A 23,787-nucleotide genomic window follows, 5' to 3' on the forward strand; every position below is an offset into this window, starting at 1 on the left:
GCGGTCCTCGCAATCAGTCCGTCTGTGCCCGGGCGGACTTGGCCATCTCGACGATCTTGACCAGCTGGGCCGACGAGGTGACGCCGAGCTTGTTGAAGATGCGGAAGCGGTGGATCTTGGTGGTGTTCTCGCTGCGATCGAGCAGGTTGGCGATCTGCTTGGTGACGTATCCCTGGGCGATCAGCTCGGCCACGCGCCATTCGGCGGGGGTGAGCGCCTGGACCATGCGGCCGACTTCCTCGACCGATTCGCGGCGGCAGGTCTTCATCCGGCCCGCGCCGATCGCAGCGGTAAGCGCGCGGCGCAGGTCACCCTGCTTGATCGGCTTGACCAGGAACTCGACCGCCCCTGCCCGCATGCAGCTGACCGCTGTCTCGATGCTGGAGACGCCGGAGAGGAAGATGACCGGAAGGTTGGGTGCGACCGAGCGCAGCCAGGCGTGCATCTCGATACCGTCGACGCCGGGCAGCTCGACGTCGAGCATGACGCACCCTTGGAGGCTGGCGACGGATTCGCGCTGGAATTCGAGCGGGCTGCTGAAACACTTGACGGTGTAGCCACACCATTCGACCAGCTCGCGCAGCTCTTCGAGGATTACCGGGTCGTCGTCGAGAATGTAGACGGTCTCGCCCGCGATGCGGCAAATCTCGTTCTGCGGGCACGGCAGGCCGACCAGGGTAGCGTCACCGATCGCCTGACACGGACGGTTGAACGCCTCGATCCCGCAGCGGGTCTCGAGCGTATAGCCCCAACGCGCATTTTCCTTCGGCCGCAACAACCACTTTCCCCCGATCCACCGCTGTCTGGCCACCCCCCGAGGTCAACCAAACAACGTGCCACGCCCCATACTCTGGCGCCCCATGCCACACAGCCCTGCTACTCGCAAACGATTGAGGATTATAGCGATAGTCTAATTGGTTAGGCGGCCGACAAAAACAAGCGTTCCAATCCTGCTGCGGCCTTCGGGAAGCGTCATCCGGCAGGCGGCAGAGCGTCCTGCTCGCCGGTTTCAATGCGGCGGAACAAGTACTGGTACATCTGCGGATCGGCGACGATCACCTCGGTCTTCGATCCCGTCACCCCGGGAATCCCGCGCGAGATGATCTGGACGACCTTGATGCTGAGAACGCTGTTCCCGCCCTCGCCCGGCAGCACCATGGCATAGAACTTGAGGCCCTTGTCGCTGCGCGTCTCGTTGCCGGTCTGCCCGCGGGTGCCGCTCATCTGCCCGGTCGCGCGATCGACGACGTCCAGCTTGTACCCGCCCTTGCGGAACACCGCCTCGGCGCGGTCGAAGGTTTCCTCGATCGAGAAGGGGTAGGCGAAACGCTGGTAGTTGCCGTCGAGCGAGAATAGCGCCCGATCCGGCTGGAGCGTCCCGTTCAGCGCGCACCCGGCAAGAGTGGATGCAGCCAGGACGGCGCAGAGAGTGCGAAGATGCGAAGCCACGTGACGCCTCATCGGATACGGGAGGGATGCGTGCAGGTGCGGCTCAACCCGCCAGGGCGTGAACCAACCGCGGCGCTTCTTCAGCTTCGGCCTGAGCAGGTGTGGCCGACAGACGCTCGACCGCAGCTTCGAGAGCATTGCTGTCGATCTGATAGCCTTCCTCGCGCACATTGCGAATCTTGAGCAGGCCCTGAAGCTTTGCATTCAGGCGGCAGATCATGACCTGGATCGACTTGCGCGGATCGCGCGTCTTGGTTCGCCGCGTCAGCTGGGCGAGGCTGGAATAGCTAACCGGACGCCCGGCGCTCTGTTCAAGCTGGTGAATGAACTCGGCCTCGGCGCGCGTGAAGTTCTGCGAACCAAGCAACGCCACCAGACGCGACTGGACCGTGCCGGCGGCAGGTTCGGTCGTCAGGCCTTCCTGCCGCTTGATCGCATTCATGAGCCAGGCATTGGCAACGCCGCCCTCGCTGAACAGGTCGAACACTGCATCGGCCCCGGCCCGGTACAGCAAGGCGCGCTCTGCCGCGCGGGCGTGCGACAGCACCGCGATCATCAGCTTCGAAGGATAGACCTCGCGGAATTCGCGCAGCAGGTGGGCAACCCGGCGATCCTCGTCGCCATGAACCAGAACGACATCGAAGCGCGTGCCGGCCTGGGCAAGAAGCCGGGTGTTCCAGGGGCTGTAGGTCATTTCCTGTTCGATGGTTGCCCAAGCCCCGACCCAGTGAACGCGCTCGTCATAGGTACGGCCGGGCAGGCCGATCACCCGCAGGAGCGGCGCCCCTTCCGTTATAGAGCGCGCTGCATTGACCGGTGCCGGTGCATCTTGTTCCGCGTGGCCGGGTTGCGGGCCAGATTCGTGTCGCGCCGGGCCGAGCGAGCCACGCTCGCCCTCAAAATGGCGCTCGAGAGTGGCACGGAGCTGAGCTGCTTCGCCGGGCTCGAGAGCGTGCACGCCGCCTGCGGGAAAAGCTGTCCGCCCGGCATGTTCGGTTCGCGGATCCGGCTGGAAGTCGAAGCCCTGGGTAATCGCGATACGGACGGCGTCTGCCACGTTTCTTGCGCCAATGCGGGCCAGTGCCTGCGCACGGTGCAGTTCGACCGTGCGCGGGCTGATCGACAGCCACTGGGCGATGTCATCCGCGCTCATGCCCCAGACGACCGCGCGCAGAATTTCGGCCTGGCGGCCGGTAAGGCCACCGAAGCGGCTCCGCGTCCACGTATTCAGTCTTGGCGTATCATTATGATTCAAAGCGATTTCCACGGCGACCACCCTTCCCGCTCACGGGGATTTGAAGTGATGCGCAATTCCTTCGCCAACGATCTGCTGCAGCGATTGGCGCCCCGTTCGGAACCCCTGCCGACAGCTTCGTTCCGGACCCGGAAAAGCTAAGAATTTTTAATCTTGGTCTCGCTTTTTTCGATATATTGCAATTTGGCTATGGGGATCGCCCATTTGCCTATGTGCTTAAAATGAAGATGAAACTTGCGGTGCGATCGCAAATGCTTGCAGAATGTTTGCGCTATCCGCCAAGGGTCGCCGACAGGAGCTCAACTCTTCATTGGCGTAATGGCAAAGCAGGTCAATGTTCGGCAAGGGCTGCCGAACACGAACGCGAGAGTTAGAAGTTCGTTCATGGTAACGCGGAAATCCGGAGTTGATGGAGTGTCATCGCGACCGGCCTTTCAAAGGCTCGAGGACAGCACGCTGGACGTGCTGCGCCGGCTGGCGACGCCGATGCACATCTACTGCTTCGACAAACAGGTCATCTGCTGGGCAAACGCGCCGGCCGAAGCACTGTGGAGCGCGAGTGGTCCTGACGACCTGAGTTCGCGCGAAGTATCACCCCAGAGCACCGCCGTCCGGCTCCGGCTCGAGGAGTATCGCGAGGCGTTCGCGCGCGGCGAGGAACGTACCGAGAGCTGGACTCTCTATCCCAAGGGCAAGGCCACGACCGTGCTGTGCCATTGCCGTGGGGTGAGCATTGCCGGGCACCCCGAAGCGATGCTGGTGGAAGTCGTGCCGCAGGCGGGCGCTGCTTTTCCGGACGCCGAAGTGCGTGCGATCGAGGCCTTGCGCCATACGCCGCTGATGATTTCCCTGTTCGACAGCAGCGGCAATGTCCTGATGCGCAACCCCGCCGCGACTGCCGCCTTCGGCTCCGTCGATACGGCAAGACCGGGCGAAGACCACTTTGCCGGAATGTTCGTGGATCAGGGCGCCCCTGCGCGGCTGCTGGCCGCGGTGCGCGCCACTGGCCATGTCATGGAGATCTGCCGGACCACCGCAGCCGGCCGGCCATCGCACAGCCTGCAGATCAACCGCCTGGCCGACCCGGCAACGGGCGAGGAAGTCATTCTCGTATCGCAACAGGATGTGACCGAGACGCTCCTCGCGCGGCAGCAGCAGGCCGAAAGCGAGGACGCGCTGGACCTTGTGCTGTCGCTCGACGTGGCGCCCCTGCTGATCCTGTCGGAGACGACCGAGACCCTGTTGCGCTGCAATCGCTCTGCCCGGGAATTGCTGGGGATCGAAGAATCTTCCGGCCTTGTGAGTGGGGGCCGCTACTGGAACCGCGAAGCGATGGCAGCACTCGCCAGCCGACTGGAGAAGGAAGACCTTGCCAGCGGCGAAGTGGAATTGCGCAAGGCGGATGGCGAGACGCTGTGGGTTTTCCTTGCCGGTGCGCGCATCCAATATCGTGGCGAGGCCGCGCTGATCTTCACCGTGACGGACATCGACAAGCTCCACCGGGCCAATCGCGAGCTTGAGGCCGCGCTGGGCGTGGAACGGCGGGTCGGCGACCTGAACCGGCAGGTTCTCGCCATAGCAGCGCACGAATTGCGCACCCCGCTGGCGATCATCGACAGTGCGGCGCAACGCATCGAGAGCAATGCCGAACGCAATGCCAATGCCTTCAGCGTGAACGCGGCGCAGCGCATCAGGAAATCGGTGCAGGCGCTCCTCAGGGTCATGGACAGCACGCTGTCCCGGGTCGAGCGGGCCCTGCCACAGGAACAGGAACCACAGCAACAGGAAGCACTGGTCGAAACGGACCTTGCCACGCTGATCGAATACTGTGCCCAGTCCGTGCGCGACATCAATCCGGAGGCGCGGATTTCGGTGTCACTGCCAGCACTGCCCAAGGTGCAACTGGACGGCTCGCTGATCGAGGGGATGTTCTTCAACCTGCTGGTCAACTCGATCAAGTACAGCAACGGTCCGGCCAATATCGAGATCACTGGCTCCATCGCGGAGGACACGGTATCCGTGGTCGTGCGGGACGAAGGGATCGGCATTCCCGAAGCCGACCGGCCCGCCGTGTTCACCAAGTTCGCCAGGGCAAGCAATGTCGGCGAAAGGCCCGGCAGCGGTCTCGGCCTGGCGCTGGTGAAGGAAGCGATGGAGCGTCATGCCGGAACGGTCAGCCTGTTGCCCGATGACGGCACCGGCCTTGCCCTGTGCCTGCGGTTCCAGGTTGTCAGCGAATCGGCCTGACGAGGCAGGCGGGATGCGTCGGGTCCGCTTTCAGACGTAACTTTAATGCAAATGCCACCTTGGGTATCTCCATTAGCACTACTAACCGTTGTAACAGGTAGCCAAGCTGGTTAGAGAACCCGGCAAGGGGCAGTATCGGCGACAGCAATTTCAGCCTGAATGTGCGCGGGCGCACATATCGTGCAAAGCGGTGCTGTAACGTCGGATCACTAACTAAGGCGAGCGGTGGGAAGATGGAGGCCGAAAGCGAAGCGGGAAATCCATCGCACACGCCCATCCGGCGCTGGCTGTGGCTTTCCTACCTCCGCGCGGCGATCGTGCCGCTGCTGTTCATCGAGATCACCTTTCTGGCGATCTTCCTCCTTTCGAACTCGATCGTCCACGACGCCAATATCGAGGCGCTCGAGGACGTCTCGGGATCCTACCTCGACAGCGTCGCCCGGCTCGAGGCGCAAGGGATTGCCACCACGCTGGAAGGCATTTCCAGCAGCACCGCCGTCTTCGCCTCGCAGACCCGGGTGGCGCTCGATGGGAACTACCGCCCCTCGGCGGAGGAAATGGCGCGCTATGCCCGGACGTCGGATGGTGGCTTCTACACGCGCTACGGCATAGGGACGACGGCGAGCTACTATACCGGCGCGACGCCTGTGGGCCCGGCCGAGATCGAAAAGGTCTGGAAGCTTGCTGCGCTCGATCCGCTGATGGCCGACCTTGACCATGCCAATCCGCTGGTCGCCTCGGTCTATGTCAACACTTTCGACAGCTACAACCGGATCTACCCCTACTTCGACGTGCTGGAGCAGTATCCGCACAAGATGCGGATCCCCGACTTCAATTTCTATTACCTGGCCGATGCGAAGCACAATCCGGCGCGCAAGCCGGTGTGGACCGAGGCCTATCTCGACCCGGCTGGCCATGGCTGGATGATCTCGTCGATCGCGCCGGTCTATCGGAACGGCAAGCTGGAAGCCGTGGTCGGGCAGGACCTGACGCTGGGCAACATCATCTCGCACCTGCTCAACCTGAAGATGCCGTGGAATGCCTATGCGATGCTGGTGGATCGCGACGGGCGCATCATCGCCATGCCGAAACAGGGCGAAACCGACCTTGGCCTGCGCGAGCTGACATCGTTCAAGTACTCGGACTCGGTCAGGGCCGACATGCGCAAGCCCGAGGCATTCGACCTCAACAAGCTGCCCGCGACCAAGGCGCTGGCGGCGGCGATGAAGACGTCGGACCATGGCCGCATGCGCCTGCCGATCAATGGGAGCAGCGTTGCCAGCTATGCCCAGATCGCCGGTCCGCAATGGCGGCTGGTGGTGATCGCCCCCCAGGCCAACATCATCGCCGAGGCCGACGCGCTGCGCGACCAGCTCCGCACCATCGGCTGGAGCATGGCGGGCGCCCTGGTGGTGTTCTACCTCGGCTTCTTCATCTTCCTCTACCGTCGCGCCAAGGTGATGAGCACCGGCCTGTCCGGCCCGATCGGCAAGCTGGTCGCCGTGCTCGACCGGATTGCCGGCGGGCACTACCACCATGAGGTGCCCTCGACGAAGATCGCCGAGCTGGACGAGCTGGGGCAGCGACTGGTGCTGACCGGCGAGAAGCTGGGCGAGGCCCATCGCCGGCTGGCCGACCAGCAGCGGCTGACCGAGCAGGCGCTGCGGCGCCAGCAGCAGGCGAGCGTCGAGCAGATGCGGTTCATCCGGATCCTGTCGCACGAAATCCGCACTCCGCTTTCGGTGATCGACAGCGGCGCGCAGATTCTCGAAATGAAGGCAGGCGGCATCGGCGAGGCCGATCTGCGCAAGCGGGCGACGCGGTTCCGCAGCGCAGTCGAGCGGATCACCGGACTGCTCTCGAAGCTGGGGCGCAGTCTCGATGCCGGGAGCGAGGGGCCGGAGCTGGTGATGGCCAGCGCCGCGCCGCTCGACGACATCGTCAGCGCGCTGACGGCGGAGATCGTGCCGGCCGACCGCCTGCGGCTCGAAGCCGATGTGGAGAATGCCATCGTGAGAGACAGCGGTGCCATCTCGCTGGCGCTGCGCAGCGTGCTGGACAACGCGGTGCGCTATTGCCCGGAGGGCGCCATTACGGTTCGGGCGGTCGCGACGCAGGACACCGGCACCATCACCGTCAGCGACGAGGGCGGCGGCGTGAGCCCGGTGGAGCTTGGCCTGATTGGCACGAAGTTCTTCCGTGGCAACAATGCCGCGAACCAGCCCGGCGCGGGGGTCGGACTGTTCCTGGCGCGGCGCGTGCTGGAATCGGGCGGGGGATCGCTCATCCTCGAATCGGGTGCGGGCGGGACGACGGTGACCCTCACCTTCCAGGTCACCACCCAGGCGGACGAAAGTCCCGAGGTCAGTGCTCATGCCTGAAGGCGCGATCCGCATCCTGTGCGTCGAGGACGAGCCCGATCTGCGCGAGGATCTGGTCGATGTCCTGCGCGAGTGCGGGTACTACGTCGATGCTGCGGCGGACGGGCCGACCGGCTTTGCGATGGCGCAGGCGCAGCGCTATGACGTGATCCTGTGCGACGTGCTGCTGCCCGGCATGAACGGCCATCAGCTGGTCTCGGACCTGCGGCAGGGTTCGGGCGCCAGCAGCGGTACGCCGGTGATCTTCCTTACCGCCTATGCCGACCGCAAGATCCACGATGACTGCACCAGCCTCGCGAACACGCAGGTGATCATGAAGCCCGTGGACTATCGCAACCTCGAGAGCCTGGTATCGAGCATCGCCATCGGCGCGCGGTGACCTTCTAGCGGGAGCCGAAGCCGGTGAGGATCGTCCTGACCGTGAGCAGGATGACGAGGATGTCGAGCCACACCGAGCAGTGCTTGATGTAATAGAAATCGTACTCGAGCTTGCGCCGGGCCTCGTCGGCAAGGGCGACGTTGCCCTGGTTGACGGCGGCCCAACCGGTGATCCCCGGCCTGACCGAATGGCGATAGGCGTAGTAGGGAATCTCGCTCTGGTACATCGTGGCGAGTGACACGGCCTCGGGGCGCGGCCCGATGAAGCTCATGTCGCCGCGCAGGACGTTGAACAGCTGCGGCAGTTCATCGATCCGCCACTTGCGGATGAAGCGGCCGACGCGGGTGATGCGGGGATCCTCGGCCTCGGTAAAGGCAGGGCCAGCCACGTCCGAGCGCATCGAGCGCAGCTTGTAGCAGACGAAGACCTCGCCCTTGTAGCCCATGCGCGGCTGGCGGAACAGCGCGGCGCCGGGGCTTTCGAGGCGGATCAGCAGCGAGGCCAGCGCGATCACGGGCAGGGCCAGCACGATGGCAGGAATCACGACGACGAGATCGGCAAGCCGCTTGACCCGGAGCAAGGGGCGCGACGGCATCAGCAGGCCGAAGTACTCGATCGGGTGGGTGGCAAGGCTGACCCGGCCGGTCAGCATTTCGGAAAAGTCGCTGGATTCGTAGACCGGAAGTCCAGTGAGAACGGCCTTGCCCAGCAGCTTTTCGGCATGGGGCGACATCGGCTGGCTCCTGTCGAACACCACGCCCGAGATGTTCCCCGTGAGGTCGCTCGTCGAAAGGACGGTCCAGTCGATCTGGGCGCCGGCGAGGAGAGGATCGCGCGGCATGCCGCCGACGAAGGCGAGGCGCGGCCGACCCGAACGGCTGCGCAGCATGACCACGGCGAAGTACCAGACGATGGCGCAGACGAAGCTGCCAAGGGCAACATAGCGCAGGAACGGCAGCCGCAGCAGCGAGGCGGCGGAGAAGCACACGAAGAAGTTGCCGAGGAATGCCGGGAGAACCAGCGCCTTGTCCGCCGCGAAGGCGAGCATGCTGACCTGACGCAGCGCCACGTGGGCGCCGGTCAGGGCCAGTCCGCAGACCACCAGCGTCAGGATCTCGACCAGCGACATCGGCGGATGCTGCACGAAGCCGTAGCGGGTGAGGACGTGGCCCACCCACGGCAGGCCCAGACCGGCAAGATAGAGCCCGCCCAAGGTGAACCGGTTCGAGCGGATCAGCGCATTCCAGCGTCCGTCGGCGTAGCCGGATTCGCCGGTAAAGCCGTGCATCCGGTCGGGGAAGTGCATCTTCATTGCTGGAATCCAGTGCAGATCGGGGCAGGCCGGCGGAAGCGGAAGAGGGCGGGAGGCATCACAGCACCGGTTCCGGCGAGATGTTGCGGGTGCTCACCCGCAGCCTTGTCGCGCGGCCAAGTATGTCGAGAAGCACGCTGACGCGGCCCTTCTCATCAAGGTGTTCGACGGTGGCGAGATGATCGGCAAAGGCGTGCGAGACCAGGCGGACGGGCATGCCGGGGGACAGGGACGCTTGCGACGGACCGACAATGCCATCGACGCACCTGTCGAACAGTGCCTGCATGGCCGCGCGCGGGACGGCTTGCGGCTTGGCGCTGTCGGGCCCGACGATGCGCCTTACGCCGCGCGTGCCGTTGATCGAGCGCCAGGCCTGCAGCTCGGGATTGAACTGGACGAAGGCATAGCCGGGAAAGAGCGGCACGAGCACTTCATCGACGCGGCGAGCGTGCTTGCGAAGCTTGCGCATCTTCGGGAGAAAGCAGGTGAAACCCTGACGGAGGAGATTATCCTGGGCGCAGTGTTCGAGCCGGGGGAGAGTCTCGACGACATACCACGATGCGGGTGAGGAAACTGCAGAACCACTGTTGCCTGCCGGACCTTCCCGGAAGGGGCTTGCCTTGGTATCACGGACGCAGAAATCCGGGGCGCGACCTTCGGGCCCCGCTGTAGTGCTTGCAGGAACAAGCATTTTCTATCGAAATCCCCTTGCAGCGAACAAGTTGTTCGCTTTCGGGATGGTTATAATTCACCGGACCATACGGAAGTTATCGCCGGTTCGGTTACGCAGGTCATGCTTTCGCCAACGGAATCATCCGAAGGACTAGTCAGCTAGTCCGGGGAAGGGCCATCGTGCCCGCCAGCGAATTGCGGCAGTCTCCAGTCGGCTTACGCTCGGCCTACATCTCGAGCATCGAATCCGATCGTACGAGGCTGACCAGGCGCAGGCCATGCGCTCTTGCCTGCTCGCAGGCCAGCGACGATGCGGCGGAAATCGTGGCGAGCAAGGGCACGCCCGCGATGACCGCCTTCTGGACCAGTTCGAAACTGCACCGCGCAGTCAGCAGGACGAAATGGTCCGCCATGGCCATGTTCTGCCGTGCCGCCGCGCCGATCAGCTTGTCGAAGGCATTGTGCCGTCCGACATCCTCGCGCACCAGCATGATCGTCCCGTCTACCGAGCATAGCGCCGCAGCGTGGGCCGCACCGGTCTGCCGCCCCAAGGCCTGCCATTCCCGCAAGCCCGCCGCCGCCCGGAAGATGGCCTCTGGCCCAAGCTCGATCCGCGCCGTAACCGGCGACAGCGGTCGCAGGACCTGCTCAAGGCTTTCGATCCCGCACAGCCCGCAACTGCCCTCGGACAGGCGCAGCCGCGCGCGTTCGAGCAACGGGGCGGCCTCATCTGCGCCCAGTTGCACGCGCAGCATCCAGCCTCCCGCTTCGACCGGCGTAGCCTGTGCGGAGACGAACTCGGCTGGCGAGGCGATCAACTGCTCGGAAAGGCAGAAGCCGAGCGCATAATCCTCAAGATCGGTGGGCGTCGCCATCATCACCGCATAACCGATGCCGTTGATCTCGACAGCGACCGGCGCTTCCTCGATCAGCGGTCGCTCAAGCGGGCGCGATGCCGCGCCGCTTGCGAAATGCTCGGTCAGCGCGAAAGTGCGTGAACCTTCAACCGGCATCTGAGCCGTGGACGTGCGGATCGGTGGCGCGCGTTTGCGGTGCCGGGATGCGGCCGTCCGCTACCCGCGCCATGGCTTCTGCCGCTACCGGGTCGAGACCGGCGGAGCCTTGCGCGATCAGCGTGTCGATCATGCGCGGCGTCCAGAACGCGGTGATGTGATCGGCGACTGCGGCCACCGGCTTGTCGTCATGCACCAGATTGCGGGCGATCTGGTTGGCCATGTAGGCGAGCTTTTCCCCCGTGTGCCCGCTCATTCCGCTGGCTCCATCGCGCCTTCACGCCCTGCGATGCGGCGCGAGCGCGTGGCCTGTGCCTCGTAATCTTCCTGCCAGTCGGTCGGGCCGTTGGACGGGGTGATCTGCACGGCTGTGACCTTGTATTCCGGGCAGTTCGTGGCCCAGTCCGAATAGTCGGTGGTGACCACGTTGGCCTGCGTGGCGGGGTGGTGGAAGGTGGTGTAGACCACGCCCGGAGCAACGCGATCGGTCACCAGCGCGCGCAGTGTGGTTTCGCCGGAGCGGCTGGCGAGCTTGACCCAATCACCCGACTTGAGGCCCCGGTTCTCGGCATCGGTCGGGTGGATTTCGAGCAGGTCTTCCTCGTGCCACACCACGTTCGCAGTGCGCCGGGTCTGCGCGCCGACGTTGTACTGGCTGAGGATGCGCCCCGTCGTCAGCAGCAGCGGGAAGCGCGGGCCGGTGCGCTCGTCGGTCGGCACGTAGTCCGTCACCACGAACTTGCCCTTGCCCCGGACGAAGCCATCGATGTGCATGATCGGCGAGCCATCGGGCGCCTTGTCGTTGACCGGCCACTGCAGCGAGCCTTCGGCATCGAGACGCTTGTAGTTCACGCCGGTGAAGGTCGGCGTGAGGCGGGCGATCTCGTCCATGATCTCGGACGGGTGCGTGTAGTTCCAATCCAGCCCGATGGCGCGGGCCAGTTCCTGCGTGACCTGCCAGTCCTCGTAGCCGTTAAGCGGCTCCATCACCTTGCGCACCGGCTGGATGCGGCGCTCGGCGTTGGTGAAAGTGCCGTTTTTCTCGAGGAAGGTGGAGCCGGGCAGGAAGACGTGCGCGTAGTTCGCGGTCTCGTTGAGGAACAGGTCGTGGACGATCACGCATTCCATCGCGGCAAGGCCTGCCGCCACGTGCTTGGTATCCGGGTCGGACTGGAGAATGTCCTCGCCCTGGATGTAGATCGCCTTGAACTGACCGTCAGTCGCGGCATCGAGCATGTTGGGAATGCGCAGGCCCGGTTCGGGATCGATAGCCACGCCCCATTCGGCTTCGAACAGATCGCGCGTCGCCTTGTCCGAGACGTGGCGATAGCCGGAAAGCTCGTGCGGGAAGGAACCCATGTCGCACGCGCCCTGCACGTTGTTCTGCCCGCGCAAGGGGTTCACGCCGACGCCGCGACGGCCGATGTTGCCGGTTGCCATGGCGAGGTTGGCGATGGCCATGACGGTGGACGAGCCTTGGCTGTGTTCGGTCACTCCGAGGCCGTAGTAGATCGCACCGTTTCCGCCGGTGGCGTAGAGCCGCGCCGCGCCACGGATTGCTTCTGGATCAACGCCGATGACGGGCGACAGGAATTCGGGGCTGTTGCGCTCTGCCGAGACGAATTCGGCCCAGTGCTGGTACTCGTCCCAGTCGCAGCGTTCGCGGATGAACGCTTCGTTGGCGAGGCCTTCGGTGACAATGACGTGGGCGATCGCAGTGAGGATCGCGACGTTGGTGCCGGGGCGCAGCGGCAGGTGGAAGTCTGCGGCGATATGGGGGCTGCGCACCAGATCGGTGCGGCGCGGGTCGATCACGATGAGCTTTGCGCCTTGGCGCAAGCGGCGCTTCATGCGGCTGGCGAAGACGGGGTGGCCATCGGTCGGATTTGCGCCGATGACGAGGATGACGTCGCTGTCCTCGACGCTGTCGAAGTCCTGCGTGCCTGCGGATGTGCCGAACGTGGTCTTGAGGCCATAGCCGGTCGGCGAATGGCAGACGCGGGCGCAGGTATCGACGTTGTTGGTGCCGAAGCCGGCACGGATCAGCTTCTGGACGAGGAACGTCTCCTCGTTGGTGCAGCGGCTGGAGGTGATGCCACCCAGCGCGTTGCGGCCATGGGTCTCGCGGATGCGGTTGATCTGGCTGGCGGCGTAGGTCAGCGCCTCTTCCCACGAAACCTCGCGCCAGGGCTGGTCGATGGATTCGCGGATCATCGGCGAGAGGATGCGCTCCTGATGCTGGGCATAGCCCCAGGCGAAGCGGCCCTTGACGCAGGAATGGCCGCGATTGGCCTTGCCGTCCTTCCACGGCACCATGCGCACCAGTTGTTCGCCCCGCATCTCCGCGCGGAAGGTGCAGCCGACGCCGCAATAGGCGCAGGTGGTGACGACGGCGCGCTCGGGCTTGCCGATCTCCTTGACCGCCTTTTCCTGCAGGGTCGCGGTCGGGCAGGCCTGGACGCAGGCGCCGCAGGACACGCATTCTGAGGAGAGGAAGCTGTCCGAAGTGAGCCCTGCCGAGACCTTGCTGTCGAACCCGCGTCCGTCGATGGTGAGCGCCAGCGTCCCCTGCACTTCGTCGCAGGCGCGCACGCAGCGCGAGCAGACGATGCACTTGCTCGGGTCGAAATCAAAGTAGGGGTTCGAGATGTCCCGCATCGCGCCGAGATGGTTTTCGCCCTCGTAGCCATAGCGCACATCGCGCAGGCCCACGGCGGCGGCCTGGTCCTGCAGCTCGCAATCGTTGTTGGCGCTGCAGGTCAGGCAGTCGAGCGGGTGGTCGGAGATATAGAGTTCCATCACCCCCTTGCGCAGCTTCTGCAGGCGCGGGGTCTGGGTGTGGACCTTCATGCCCTCGGCGACCGGCGTTGTGCAGGAGGCCGGCGTGCCGCGCATGCCGTCGATCTCGACAAGGCACAAGCGGCAGGAGCCGAACTGCTTGAGGTTGTCGGTGGCGCAGAGCTTGGGGATCGAACCGCCGGTCAGCGCTGCGGCGCGCATGACCGTGGTGCCTGCGGGAACGGTGACTTCACGACCGTCGATGAAGCAGGTGACCTGCGTGTCCGAACGGACTTCCGGGGTGCCGAAATCGGCCTGGCGTTCATAGCCCATGGGTTCGCCTCTCCGCAGACTCGAGGTCCGCCGGTGTATTGATATTGTCAGGAATCCGGTCGAGCGTCACGGCCCGTGCGCCGACCAGTTCGGCAAATGCGCGCATCGAATGGCGGGCGTTGCTGATGAGCAGGGCGTCGAGCGTGGCCGAGGCTGTCGCGGGCCACAGGCCGATCACCGGCTGGCTTGCGCAATAGGCGGGCGACGGGCGCAGTTGCGCGGCGAGATTGTCGCCAAGGCCCACGCTGTCGACCGAGCAGGTCAGGACATGCGTATAGCCTGCATCGCGCGCATGGTGGAGCGCGGCGGCGATGCCGCCCAATGGCCCCATGTCGGGGTGCGGCCAATCCGGAAGGGTCGGCGCCGGGGCCTCGTCCCGGCCCACCACGACCACCGCTTCGCACTGCGCCGCCAAGGCATCCACCGCCCGCGCCAGCAGGGTGCGCCCGCCGAGTTCGGCGAGCGCCTTGTCGCTGCCGAAGCGGGTGGAGCGGCCACCGGCGAGGACGGCGCCTAAAATCACTCCGCGACTTCCTTTGCCGGAGCGGCGCCGAAGTCCTCGGGGAAATTGCGCAGCGCCGAGAGCACCGGATAGGGGGTGAAGCCGCCGAGCGCGCAGAGCGAGCCGAACTTCATTGTCTCGCACAGGTCTTCGAGTAGGACGATCTCGTCGGCGAGCGAGCGCTCTGACTTGCGGGCGTTGTGCATCTGGGGGAGCGCCTCGACCTTGTCCGGCGCACGGCCGGAGCGGGCGCGGATGCGGTCGATCAGCTCGACACCGCGCGTGGAGCCGATGCGGCAAGGGGTGCACTTGCCGCAGGATTCGGCGGCGCAGAATTCCATGGCGAAGCGAGCCTGGCGGCTCATGTCGGCGGTATCGTCGAACACGGTGATCCCGGCGTGGCCGATCAGCCCATCTGCGGCGGCGAAGGCCTCGTAATCGAAGGGCAGGTGGAAATCGGATGGCGCGTGATAGGCGCCCAGCGGCCCGCCCACCTGCACCGCGCGCACCGGACGGCCCGATGCGGTGCCGCCGCCGATGTCGTTCACAAGTTCGCCCAGGGTGATGCCGAAGCCGACTTCGAACAGGCCGCCGTGCTTGACATTACCGGCGATCTGGATCGGCATGGTGCCCTTGGACCGGCCGAAGCCGACCGCCGCATAGGCCTCGGCACCATGGGCCATTATCCACGGCACTGCGGCCAGCGTCAGAACGTTGTTGACGACGGTGGGCTTGCCGAACAGGCCTTCCAGTGCAGGCAGCGGCGGCTTGGCGCGCACTTCGCCGCGCTTGCCTTCGAGGCTGTTGAGCAGCGAAGTCTCCTCGCCGCAGACATAAGCGCCTGCGCCGACGCGCACTTCCAGTTCGAACGGCGCGACAAGGTGGGCCGAGGCGCGCACGGCCGCTTCCATCTTGGCAATCGCGTGCGGATATTCGCTGCGGATATAGACGTAGCCCTTCTGCGCACCGACGGCATGGGCGGCAATCGCCATGCCCTCGACCAGCATGAACGGGTCGCCCTCCATTACCATGCGGTCGGCAAAGGTCGCGCTGTCGCCCTCGTCGGCGTTGCAGACGATGTATTTGCGGTCAGCCGAGGCCTTGGCCACGGTCGTCCACTTGATCCCCGCCGGGAAGCCCGCGCCGCCGCGACCGCGCAGGCCGGATTCGGTAACTTGGGCAATAGTGGCCCCAGGCCCGATCTCGCGCGCCCTGGCGAGACCCTGCCAGCCACCATGCGCGGCGTAGTCCTCGAGGCTCAAGGGCCGGGTCTTGCCCGCACGGGCGAAAGTGAAGCGCTGCTGGCGGGCAATGAAGGGATGCGCTTCGACAGGGCCGATGGCCTTCGCGGAAGTACCGGCCAGCACCGCGGCAACATCCTCGGGCAAGAGCGGGCCGAAGCCCTGCCCGTCAATCTCGGCCAGCGGTTCGAGCCAATGCATGCCCCACGAGGAAACCCGCTCAACGATGCAGCCCGCCGCCGCGAACGCCGCCGCCACTTCGTCGGCACCGCAGGCCAGCGCCAGCGCATCGTCGCTGATCCGGACAAGTTTCATGCCCCCGGTCATGCGAGCGCCTCCACCAGCGCGCCCAGCTTGGCCGCATCGAGCCGTGCGTGGACCTTGCTGCCAACCATTGCGTTGGGACCGACCGAACAGAGGCCGAGGCAATAGACGGTCTCGACCTTCACGCGCCCGTTCTCCGGCAAGGCCGCCGCCAGAGCCTCGACGCCGCGCGCCTGGCAGGCCTCGGCCCGGCACAGCTTGAGCACGGGGCGCGGATCGACTTCGGCCTGGAAATCATGGTAGAAGCTGGCGACGCCCTGCACTTCGGCGCGGCTGAGGTTCAGCGCCTGCGCGATCATGCGGATCGCCTCTTCCGAGACGTGGCCATATTCGGCCTGCACATCATGCAGGATCGGCAGCAGCGGGCCTTCGCGCCCCGCGTGTGCGGCGATGATCTGGGGCAATCGTTCCATGGTGCGGCGATCTTGTCGGAAAGACACATCGGGTCAAATCGAAAAAATCGAAGCCTGATAGGACTTCTCTATGAAACTCCGGCAAGTCTGCGCGCCACGGCCAGCGCCGTGCTGGCCATCGGGCTCAATGGCACGCGATTGACCACGACCAGACCGATGCGGCGCGGCGTGTCGCCATCGTCGAGCACGGCACAGCGCGCCCAGGCAAGGCCTGCGAGCAGGCTGGCGTACGTATCGGGCACGATCGTGCAGAAACCGCCCGAGCGGACGAGATCGAGCAAGGTGACGTAGCTGTCGGCCACGGCGCGCGGGGTGATGGCAAGGCCGCGTTCCAGCATCCGCGCATCGAGGATGCGGCGGAACTGCATGCCCTGATGCAAGAGGCACAGCGGTTGCGCCGAGGCTGCTTCCCAGCCGATCTCGGTCAGTCCGCCCAAGGGGCCATCCGCCCGGGTAACAAACAGGTAGCGTTCGGCATGGAGCGGCACCGACAGGACGTTCGCCGGCGTTTCGTGATCGAGATAGGTCAGGCCGGCATCGCACTCGAAGTTGTTGAGCGCCCGCTCGATCTCGCGCGAAGTGGCCGAGCGGACGGCGAGGCCCAGACCGGGATGGCGCGCCAGCAAGGCATCACCGAACTGCCCGGCAAGCGGCAGCGCCGCCGGAATGGCCGCCAGCGCAAACTGGCCGGTGATCGAGGCCGAGCTGGCCGCGACCGAGCTGGTCATGCCGGCCACCGCGCCGAGGATCTGCTCGGCCCAAGGCAGCATCGCCTCGCCATGCGCGGTCAGGCCGACGAAGCGCCGGTCACGCTCGATCAGGCGGTGGCCCACCTCGCGTTCCAGCGCCGACAGTCCGGCGGACAGCGTCGGCTGCGAAACGCCGCACTCCTGCGCGGCATTGGCGAAATGCCGCAGCCGGGCGATGGTGACGAAATAGCGAAGCTGACGCGGGTGCATGGCGGGACGGTAGTTTGATAGGAGCGGCCTATCAAGCATCCTGCTTCCCCAAATGGCAGGTCTCGTGAAGGCTGCGACAGGCCCATAGGGACGGGATGGACGATGCCACGCAGCCACGGCGGAACCTGACGGTATGGTACGATGGTGCCTGCCCGCTGTGTTCGCGCGAGATTGCGACGATGCGGCAGCTGGATCGCGGCAAGGCCATTGCCTTTGTCGACATTGCCGATCCCGCCACCCCGTGCCCGATTGACCGCGATGCGGCACTGGCGCGGTTTCACGTTGAGGAGGACGGGCGGATCCTGTCTGGGGCGGCAGCGTTCGCAGCGATGTGGCGCGCGATCCCGGCCTTGCGCTGGCTTGGCCTGCTGGCGCGCGTGCGCCCGGTCGAGCTGGTGCTGGAACGCGGTTATCGCGCGTTTCTGCTGATCCGTCCCCGATTGCAAAGGCTGATGAAATGAGCGGATCGCGTTATCGCAAGGTACCTTCGGCGCGGCTTTCGCGCCTTGCCGCGTTCGGCCAGCTGGCCGGCGGGGTTGCCGGGGGCGTGCTGGCCGAGGGCGCGCGCAGGCTGGCGCGGGGCGAAGCGCCGAAGCTGTCCGACCTGCTGCTGACCCCCGGCAATGCCATGCGCGTGGCCGACCAGCTTTCGCGCCTGCGCGGCGCGGCGATGAAGCTCGGGCAGATGATCTCTCTCGATGCGGGTGACGTGCTGCCGCGCGAATTGACCGAGATTCTCGCGCGCCTGCGGGATTCGGCACATTACATGCCTCCTGCCCAGCTCGAGCGTGTGCTGGCGGCAGAGTGGGGCGCAGGCTGGCGCTCGAAATTCCGCCACTTCGGCGCGCAGCCGATTGCCGCAGCCTCGATCGGGCAGGTCCACAAGGCGGTCCTGCCCGATGGGCGCGTGCTGGCGATCAAGGTGCAATACCCCGGCATCGCCGCCAGCATCGATGCCGATGTCGACAATGTGGCGACGTTGCTGCGCGTCTCGGGGCTGCTGCCGCAGGGCCTCGACATCTCGCTCCTGCTGGCCGAGGCGAAACGGCAGCTTCACGAGGAGTCGGACTATCTGCGCGAGGCGGAGATGATGCAGCGCTATGGCGAGATGCTGGCGGGCGAGGAGGCCTTTCTGGTCCCCCGGCATCATGCCCCGCTTTCGGGCAGGCACGTGCTGGCGATGGACTTCATCGAAGCACGCCCGATCGAGACCCTGCTGACTTCGCACATCGAAGTGCGAAACAAGGCGATGCAGGCGCTGCTCGGGCTGGTGCTGCGCGAGCTGTTCGCGTTCGGGTTCATGCAGACCGATCCCAACTTCGCCAATTTCCGCTGGCAGCCGGAGACGGGCAAGCTGGTGCTGCTCGATTTCGGTGCCGCGCGCGAGGTTCCGGCAGAAACCACCGCGGCCTACCGGCGGATGATGCAGGCGGGCCTTGCCGAGGATAGCGATGCCTTGCGGGCGGCGCTGGTCGAGGTGGGTTTCGTGTCCGAGCAGCAGCTTGCCCGCCACGGCGCAGCGTTTGACCGGATGCTCGACATTCTGATCGGCCACCTTGGCAAGCCCGGCCTGTTCGATTTTTCCGACCGCTCGTTCGTCGATCGCGTCCGGGCCGAGGCGGAGAAGGTGGCGGCGGACCGGGCTTCGTGGCACATCCCGCCGGTCGATACGCTGTTCGTGCAGCGCAAGGTCAGCGGCACGGCGCTGCTCGCGATCCGGATGAAGGCGCAGTTGCCGCTGCGCGAGATGGTCGCCAAGGCGATTGGCGAGAACGAACCGGTGCAGCCAACGCTTCATCGCGCATTGGCTTAGGCACGGAACAGGCTGGCGTAAATTCCGTTGGCCTTTCATGCAGATAGATATCGAACAGCGAAGCACCGCCGCGCCCCAGTTCCGGAACGACACACTCCAGCAATCGCTGGCGCACTGGAACCGCGAGCGGCTCAGCCCCCAGTTTCCGGCCGATGACTGGCCGCAGCACTTCGAACACGAAGCGCAGATGCGCTACCTCGAGACATCGTTTCTCGAGGAGCTTCGCGCAGAAGTGATAGACCGTGCGCGCGAGGCGCCGGCCGACGTCGATGGCTTCGTCGCATGGTTCGAGGACCTGAAGGAGACCGGCCCCGGCCAGGGCGACCCGCTGTTTCCGTGGCTCGCCGAAAGCGCCAACGAGGTGCAGCTGCGCTGGTTCTTCGAGCAGGAAGCCGCCGGCGAAGCGGGGTTCGACGATCTCGTCGCCTATACGCAGGTCAAGCTGCCGGTCAGTGCCAAGCTGGAACTCGCCCGCAACTACTGGGACGAGATGGGGCGCGGCAATGTGCGGGGCATGCACGGCCCGATGCTGAACGATCTGGCGCAGACGCTGGGCGTGGAGCCGACCATCGAGCACACCGTGTGGGAAAGTCTGGCGCTGGCCAATGCCATGACCGGCATGGCGACCAATCGCGGTTTCGCGTGGCATTCGGTGGGCGCGCTGGGTGTGATCGAGCTGACCGCGCCGGGGCGTTCGGCGATGGTGGCCAAGGGGCTGCGGCGGATCGGCCTTTCGGATCGCGAGCGGCGCTATTTCGATCTTCACGCCGTGCTTGACGTGAAGCATAGCGAAGACTGGAACCGCGAGGCGCTGCGCCCGCTGGTGGCGGAAGACCCGCGTCGCGCGACGGCGATGGCCGAAGGAGCACTGATGCGATTGATGTGCGGCGAACGGTGTTTTGCACGTTACCGTGCGATCCTTTGGGGATAAACGCACATCGCGATGTGATTCTGGTTGACCTTCGTCATCATGATGTGACACACGCGACTCATGGCACAGGACATTGTGGCGCGTGCGCGCAAGCTCATCGAGGACCGGGTCATTTCGCGGGCGGCGCTTGCCCGCGCGGCCGGTCTGCATCCGAACACTCTGCGCGATGCGCTCTCGCCGGACTGGAACCCCACCGCCGACACGCTGACCAAACTGGAACGCGCGATGGACGACAGCGACGACGAGGAGTTCGCGCTGGCCTCGGTCGAGGAAATCATTGCCGACGTGCGCAATGGCCGCATGGTCATCCTTGTCGACGACGAGGACCGCGAGAACGAGGGCGATCTGGTGATCCCCGCGCAGATGGCGACGCCTGAATCGATCAACTTCATGGCGACCCACGGACGCGGGCTGATCTGCCTGTGCCTGACTTCGGAACGGGCCAACAAGCTCGGTCTCGAACTGATGAGCCGCCACAACGGCACGCGTCACGGTACCGCGTTCACCGTCTCGATCGAGGCGCGCGAAGGTGTGGACACCGGGATTTCGGCGGCTGACCGTGCGCGCACCGTGGCCGTGGCGGTCGATGCCACGAAGACCAAGGACGACATCGTCACGCCGGGCCACGTCTTCCCGCTGATCGCCCGCGATGGCGGCGTGCTGGTGCGCGCCGGGCACACCGAGGCGGCGGTTGACCTGCCGCGCCTGGCCGGGCTCAACCCTTCGGGCGTGATCTGCGAGATCATGAACGACGACGGGACGATGGCCCGCCTCAACGACCTGATCCCCTTCGCGCGCAAGCATGGCCTGAAGATCGGCACGATCCGCGACCTCATCGCCTATCGCCGCCGCCACGACCACCTTGTCGAGTGCCTCAACCAGGCGCCGTTCCATACCGACTACGGCGGCGAGTTCACGATCAAGACCTATCGCAACAAGGTCGACGGATCGGTGCATCTCGTGCTGCAGAAGGGCCAGATCCAGGCCGACAAGCCGACGCTGGTGCGCATGCACTCCATCTCGGTCCTGTCCGACGTGCTGGGCCAGCCCGGTCCGCGCAAGCGCATCCTGCAGCGCGCCATGACCGAGATCGGCGAGGCGGGATCAGGCGTGATCGTACTGCTGATGCCGACCGATCCCGAGCAGCTGATCCGTGAAGTGGGCGGCACCGCCGGACACGACATGGAACTGCGCAGCTATGGCATCGGCGCACAGATCCTGGCCGACCTCGGCATCCATGACATGGTGCTGCTGACCAATTCGCACCACAACCTCGTGGCGCTCGAAGGCTATGGCCTGAACATCGTCGGCGAGCGGGCGATTCCGGCCTGAAGCGAAGCTCAGGTCGTGGCGCTGGCCGCCATGACCTGACGCCCGTCTGCAGCGAAGGCGGCGAGTTCCAGCGCCTGCCCTTCCCCGCGCAGGACGAGGTGCAGCGGCTCTGCGCAGATCGCGGGCGAGAGACCTCGGAAGGCAAAGCTTTTCAGCGCGTTGTCGCCGAGTTCTGTCTGCGCCAGATCGAGCAGGAGCGTCGCCGTGAGCGGGCCGTGGACGACGAGGCCGCGATAGCCCTCGGTTCCAGTGGCATAGGGCAGGTCGTAGTGAATGCGGTGGCTGTTGAAGGTCAGCGCGGAATAGCGGAACAGCAGGGGTTCATCCGGCACGATAACGCGGTGCGCGGTCCACGGGGCGGGGTCGAACACGCCTTCCCCCGCTGGCGGTGGCACCGGAGGGGAGCCTGACGGCGCGGCGTCGCGATAGACCACGCTTTGCACTTCGCGGACGGCCAGCGCGCCATCGCACAGCGTTTCATGGGCGATGTCGACGAAGACCAGCGTGCCGGTACTGCCGTGCTTCTCGGTGATCGCCGCGACGGACGAGCGCCGTTCGACGGCTGTGCCGATGGTGATGGGCGCAAGGAACTCAACCTTGCTGGAAGCCCACATCCGACGCGGCAAGGGAACCGGCGGCAGGAAGCTGTCAGGGCTATCATCGCGCAAAGGGTGGCCGTCCGGCCCGAGCGCGGCGGTCGGCGCGTCGGGGGTGCACAGGCACCAGTGGAAGCCTTGTGGCATGGTTCCGTCAGCGGGGGCGGCGCGATCAAGCGTTGCCAGCCAGCGCGCGGCGTGGGCGGCATCGGCGCGGTCGGTGCGATGCTCGGTCCGGCCGATCCATGGGGTCCAGTCCGGCATCAGTTGCGCCCTTCCAGCAGCCCTCGCGCGATGACCTGCGCCTGAATCTCCGCCGCACCTTCGAAGATGTTGAGAATGCGCGCGTCGCACAGCACGCGGCTGATTTCGTATTCGAGGGCATAGCCGTTGCCGCCGTGGATCTGCAACGCAGCATCGGCATTGGACCAGGCAGCGCGCGCGGCGAGAAGCTTGGCCATGCCGGCTTCGATATCGCAGCGCTTGCCCGAATCCTTGGCGCGGGCGGCGGCGTAGGTCAGTTCGCGGGCCATGACCATGTCGACGAGGCTCATCGCCATCTTGTCGGCCACGCGGGGGAAGTGGACGATCGCCTTGCCGAACTGCTTGCGGTTCAGGGCGTAGTCGAGACCCAGTTCGAGCGCACGACGGGCGACGCCGACCGCGCGGGCAGCGGTCTGGATGCGAGCGCCTTCGAAGGTGCGCATGAGCTGCTTGAAGCCCTGCCCCTCCTCGCCCCCGAGCAGGGCATCGGCAGGCGCAATCATCCCATCGAACTGCAGCGCATATTCGCGCATGCCGCGATAGCCGAGCACTTCGATCTCGCTGCCGGTCATGCCCTGCGCCGGGAAGGGATCGGCCTCAGTGCCGCGCGGCTTTGGCACGAGCAGCATCGACAAACCGCCGTAGCCCTTTGCATCGGGAATGGTCCGGGCGAGCAGGGTCATCAGGTCAGACCGGGCAGCGTGGGTAATCCATGTTTTCGCGCCATCGATCTGCCATTGGCCGGTGTCGTCACGGCGAGCGCGAGTCTGGAGCGAGCCGAGGTCGGACCCGGTATCGGGTTCGGTGAAGACGGCGGTGGGCAGCACTTCCCCGCTGGCAATGGCCGGAAGCCACTGCGCCTTCTGCTGAGCCGTTCCGCCCAGAACGATCAGTTCTCCGGCGATCTCCGACCGCGTGCCGAGCGAACCCGCACCAATCCATCCGCGCGAGAGTTCCTCGGTGACCACACACATCACCAGCTTGCCGAGGCCAAGACCGCCGAATTCTTCGGGAATGCAGACGCCGAAGGTGCCGAGATCGGCCATGGCGCGCACGGTTTCGTCCGGGATCAGGGCGTTGGCGAGATGCCACTTGTGGGCGTGGGGCAGGATTTCGGCATCGGTGAAGCGGCGGAACTGGTCGCGGATGGTGTCGAGATCGGCGTCTCCGAGGCTTTCGGAGGGCCATTGCCCGGCGGCGAGCGCGGAGGCGACTTCGGCGCGGGCGCCTGCATGGTCCGCGTCGATCAGGCCGGCGCAGGAAGAGGCCAACGCTCGTGCCTGCTCGCCGAGGCCGAGGTCCGCAGGGCGGAGAATCTCGTTCTGCCCCATCGGCAGGCCACCGACGAGCTGGCCGATGGTTTCGGCAAAGGCGAGCCTTGCGATCAAGTGGTCGAGCGCGCAGCCGCCCCGCCCTGCCCAATCGGCAACGGCTTCAAGCGCGGCGACGCTGGTGGCGATCCAGGCGAAGCCATGGGCGGCGCGCTGGTGGTCGTCGATCCGCAAACCATCGAGCCGACTGGCCAGTGCGACCTTAGCCACTGACCGATACGCGCGCGCGGCTTCGAGTTCCTGATCAAACATCCTGTTCTTT

At 65.7% G+C, this 23,787-nt stretch carries 21 protein-coding genes and 1 pseudogene; 7 read left to right on the forward strand and 15 right to left on the reverse strand.

The genetic code is table 11. From position 1 onward, the window contains the following. Positions 1-13: 13 nt before the first annotated feature. The 4 genes and pseudogenes from I2488_RS01565 to I2488_RS19835 all read right to left on the reverse strand — a co-directional run. Positions 14-775: a response regulator transcription factor gene (locus I2488_RS01565; RefSeq protein ID WP_196274049.1), complete on the reverse strand. Its 762-nt coding sequence runs from the start codon at positions 773-775 to the stop codon at positions 14-16. A 197-nt stretch (positions 776-972) separates the two neighbouring features. Then, positions 973-1,449 (reverse strand): hypothetical protein, encoded by a 477-nt coding sequence (locus I2488_RS01570; RefSeq protein WP_196274050.1) that lies wholly within the window; start codon positions 1,447-1,449, stop codon positions 973-975. A 43-nt stretch (positions 1,450-1,492) separates the two neighbouring features. After that, positions 1,493-2,218 (reverse strand): hypothetical protein, encoded by a 726-nt coding sequence (locus I2488_RS19455; protein ID WP_246465404.1) that lies wholly within the window; start codon positions 2,216-2,218, stop codon positions 1,493-1,495. A 324-nt stretch (positions 2,219-2,542) separates the two neighbouring features. Next, a pseudogene (locus I2488_RS19835) lies at positions 2,543-2,602 on the reverse strand (hypothetical protein); the annotation flags it as partial. A gap of 516 nt (positions 2,603-3,118) precedes the next feature. On the opposite strand from I2488_RS19835, the gene I2488_RS19770 reads away from it, so the two are divergent. The 3 genes from I2488_RS19770 (at position 3,119) to I2488_RS01590 (ending at position 7,711) form a co-directional block, all read left to right on the forward strand. Continuing rightward, a complete protein-coding gene (locus I2488_RS19770; RefSeq protein ID WP_196274051.1) occupies positions 3,119-4,951 on the forward strand; it encodes an ATP-binding protein in 1,833 nt (610 codons plus the stop codon). Between the two features lie 233 nt (positions 4,952-5,184). Further along, the gene (locus I2488_RS01585; protein ID WP_196274052.1) at positions 5,185-7,332 is read left to right on the forward strand and encodes a sensor histidine kinase; all 2,148 of its coding nucleotides are present in this window, start codon (positions 5,185-5,187) and stop codon (positions 7,330-7,332) included. Beyond that, a complete protein-coding gene (locus I2488_RS01590) occupies positions 7,325-7,711 on the forward strand; it encodes a response regulator (protein ID WP_196274053.1) in 387 nt (128 codons plus the stop codon). The genes I2488_RS01585 and I2488_RS01590 overlap by 8 nt, the downstream gene beginning before the upstream one ends. Before the next feature lie 4 nt (positions 7,712-7,715). Here the strand turns inward: I2488_RS01590 and I2488_RS01595 are convergent, their stop codons facing one another. The 9 genes from I2488_RS01595 to I2488_RS01635 form a co-directional block, all read right to left on the reverse strand. Continuing rightward, a complete protein-coding gene (locus I2488_RS01595; protein WP_196274054.1) occupies positions 7,716-9,023 on the reverse strand; it encodes a sugar transferase in 1,308 nt (435 codons plus the stop codon). Between the two features lie 58 nt (positions 9,024-9,081). After that, positions 9,082-9,714, reverse strand: coding sequence for a transcription termination/antitermination protein NusG (gene nusG / locus I2488_RS01600; protein ID WP_196274055.1), 633 nt, complete (start codon positions 9,712-9,714; stop codon positions 9,082-9,084). A gap of 208 nt (positions 9,715-9,922) precedes the next feature. Continuing rightward, positions 9,923-10,708, reverse strand: coding sequence for a formate dehydrogenase accessory sulfurtransferase FdhD (gene fdhD / locus I2488_RS01605; protein WP_196274056.1), 786 nt, complete (start codon positions 10,706-10,708; stop codon positions 9,923-9,925). Next, positions 10,698-10,964: a formate dehydrogenase subunit delta gene (locus tag I2488_RS01610; protein WP_196274057.1), complete on the reverse strand. Its 267-nt coding sequence runs from the start codon at positions 10,962-10,964 to the stop codon at positions 10,698-10,700. Before I2488_RS01610 ends, fdhD begins: the two co-directional genes overlap by 11 nt. Further along, positions 10,961-13,819 carry a formate dehydrogenase subunit alpha gene (gene fdhF / locus I2488_RS01615; protein WP_196274058.1) on the reverse strand — a complete coding sequence of 953 codons (2,859 nt, stop codon included), beginning with the start codon at positions 13,817-13,819 and terminating at the stop codon, positions 10,961-10,963. Before fdhF ends, I2488_RS01610 begins: the two co-directional genes overlap by 4 nt. Continuing rightward, positions 13,809-14,342 carry an NTP transferase domain-containing protein gene (gene mobA, locus I2488_RS01620; protein ID WP_196274059.1) on the reverse strand — a complete coding sequence of 178 codons (534 nt, stop codon included), beginning with the start codon at positions 14,340-14,342 and terminating at the stop codon, positions 13,809-13,811. The genes fdhF and mobA overlap by 11 nt, the downstream gene beginning before the upstream one ends. Beyond that, entirely contained in the window at positions 14,339-15,877 is a 1,539-nt protein-coding gene (locus tag I2488_RS01625; RefSeq protein WP_196274255.1) for an NADH-ubiquinone oxidoreductase-F iron-sulfur binding region domain-containing protein, read from the reverse strand. Before I2488_RS01625 ends, mobA begins: the two co-directional genes overlap by 4 nt. 8 nt (positions 15,878-15,885) lie before the next feature. Next, the gene (locus I2488_RS01630) at positions 15,886-16,299 is read right to left on the reverse strand and encodes an NAD(P)H-dependent oxidoreductase subunit E (RefSeq protein WP_196274060.1); all 414 of its coding nucleotides are present in this window, start codon (positions 16,297-16,299) and stop codon (positions 15,886-15,888) included. 68 nt (positions 16,300-16,367) lie between these two features. Next, positions 16,368-17,258: a LysR family transcriptional regulator gene (locus I2488_RS01635; protein ID WP_196274061.1), complete on the reverse strand. Its 891-nt coding sequence runs from the start codon at positions 17,256-17,258 to the stop codon at positions 16,368-16,370. Between the two features lie 95 nt (positions 17,259-17,353). Here I2488_RS01635 and I2488_RS01640 point away from each other — a divergent pair, with 95 nt between their 5' ends. The 4 genes from I2488_RS01640 to ribB are packed head-to-tail and all read left to right on the forward strand — an operon-like array spanning position 17,354 to position 21,334. Continuing rightward, the gene (locus I2488_RS01640; protein WP_196274062.1) at positions 17,354-17,719 is read left to right on the forward strand and encodes a thiol-disulfide oxidoreductase DCC family protein; all 366 of its coding nucleotides are present in this window, start codon (positions 17,354-17,356) and stop codon (positions 17,717-17,719) included. Continuing rightward, the gene (locus tag I2488_RS01645) at positions 17,716-19,071 is read left to right on the forward strand and encodes an ABC1 kinase family protein (RefSeq protein WP_196274063.1); all 1,356 of its coding nucleotides are present in this window, start codon (positions 17,716-17,718) and stop codon (positions 19,069-19,071) included. Before I2488_RS01640 ends, I2488_RS01645 begins: the two co-directional genes overlap by 4 nt. Positions 19,072-19,108: 37 nt before the next feature. Continuing rightward, positions 19,109-20,002, forward strand: coding sequence for an iron-containing redox enzyme family protein (locus tag I2488_RS01650; RefSeq protein ID WP_196274064.1), 894 nt, complete (start codon positions 19,109-19,111; stop codon positions 20,000-20,002). A 60-nt stretch (positions 20,003-20,062) separates the two neighbouring features. Beyond that, positions 20,063-21,334 (forward strand): 3,4-dihydroxy-2-butanone-4-phosphate synthase, encoded by a 1,272-nt coding sequence (gene ribB, locus I2488_RS01655; RefSeq protein ID WP_196274065.1) that lies wholly within the window; start codon positions 20,063-20,065, stop codon positions 21,332-21,334. 8 nt (positions 21,335-21,342) lie between these two features. On the opposite strand, the gene I2488_RS01660 is transcribed toward ribB, so the two are convergent. After that, on the reverse strand, positions 21,343-22,194 hold the full coding sequence (locus I2488_RS01660; protein ID WP_196274066.1) for an HTD2 family dehydratase: 852 nt from the start codon (positions 22,192-22,194) through the stop codon (positions 21,343-21,345). Next, positions 22,194-23,777 (reverse strand): acyl-CoA dehydrogenase family protein, encoded by a 1,584-nt coding sequence (locus tag I2488_RS01665; RefSeq protein ID WP_196274067.1) that lies wholly within the window; start codon positions 23,775-23,777, stop codon positions 22,194-22,196. The genes I2488_RS01660 and I2488_RS01665 overlap by 1 nt, the downstream gene beginning before the upstream one ends. Positions 23,778-23,787 lie beyond the last annotated feature (10 nt).

The organism is Novosphingobium jiangmenense (assembly GCF_015694345.1).
GTDB lineage: Bacteria > Pseudomonadota > Alphaproteobacteria > Sphingomonadales > Sphingomonadaceae > Novosphingobium > Novosphingobium jiangmenense.

Bases quoted from the DNA above. Each gene is read 5' to 3' on its own strand.
- I2488_RS01625 (WP_196274255.1), bottom strand. From the start codon at position 15,877: ATGAAACTTGTCCGGATCAGCGACGATGCGCTGGCGCTGGCCTGCGGT.
- I2488_RS01660 (WP_196274066.1), bottom strand. From the start codon at position 22,194: ATGCCGGACTGGACCCCATGGATCGGCCGGACCGAGCATCGCACCGAC.
- I2488_RS01595 (WP_196274054.1), bottom strand. From the start codon at position 9,023: ATGAAGATGCACTTCCCCGACCGGATGCACGGCTTTACCGGCGAATCC.
- fdhD (WP_196274056.1), bottom strand. From the start codon at position 10,708: ATGCCGGTTGAAGGTTCACGCACTTTCGCGCTGACCGAGCATTTCGCA.
- I2488_RS01665 (WP_196274067.1), bottom strand. From the start codon at position 23,777: ATGTTTGATCAGGAACTCGAAGCCGCGCGCGCGTATCGGTCAGTGGCT.
- nusG (WP_196274055.1), bottom strand. From the start codon at position 9,714: ATGCTTGTTCCTGCAAGCACTACAGCGGGGCCCGAAGGTCGCGCCCCG.
- I2488_RS01630 (WP_196274060.1), bottom strand. From the start codon at position 16,299: ATGGAACGATTGCCCCAGATCATCGCCGCACACGCGGGGCGCGAAGGC.
- I2488_RS01585 (WP_196274052.1), top strand. From the start codon at position 5,185: ATGGAGGCCGAAAGCGAAGCGGGAAATCCATCGCACACGCCCATCCGG.
- I2488_RS01640 (WP_196274062.1), top strand. From the start codon at position 17,354: ATGGACGATGCCACGCAGCCACGGCGGAACCTGACGGTATGGTACGAT.
- I2488_RS01645 (WP_196274063.1), top strand. From the start codon at position 17,716: ATGAGCGGATCGCGTTATCGCAAGGTACCTTCGGCGCGGCTTTCGCGC.
- I2488_RS01635 (WP_196274061.1), bottom strand. From the start codon at position 17,258: ATGCACCCGCGTCAGCTTCGCTATTTCGTCACCATCGCCCGGCTGCGG.
- I2488_RS01590 (WP_196274053.1), top strand. From the start codon at position 7,325: ATGCCTGAAGGCGCGATCCGCATCCTGTGCGTCGAGGACGAGCCCGAT.
- ribB (WP_196274065.1), top strand. From the start codon at position 20,063: ATGGCACAGGACATTGTGGCGCGTGCGCGCAAGCTCATCGAGGACCGG.
- I2488_RS01650 (WP_196274064.1), top strand. From the start codon at position 19,109: ATGCAGATAGATATCGAACAGCGAAGCACCGCCGCGCCCCAGTTCCGG.
- I2488_RS01610 (WP_196274057.1), bottom strand. From the start codon at position 10,964: ATGAGCGGGCACACGGGGGAAAAGCTCGCCTACATGGCCAACCAGATC.
- fdhF (WP_196274058.1), bottom strand. From the start codon at position 13,819: ATGGGCTATGAACGCCAGGCCGATTTCGGCACCCCGGAAGTCCGTTCG.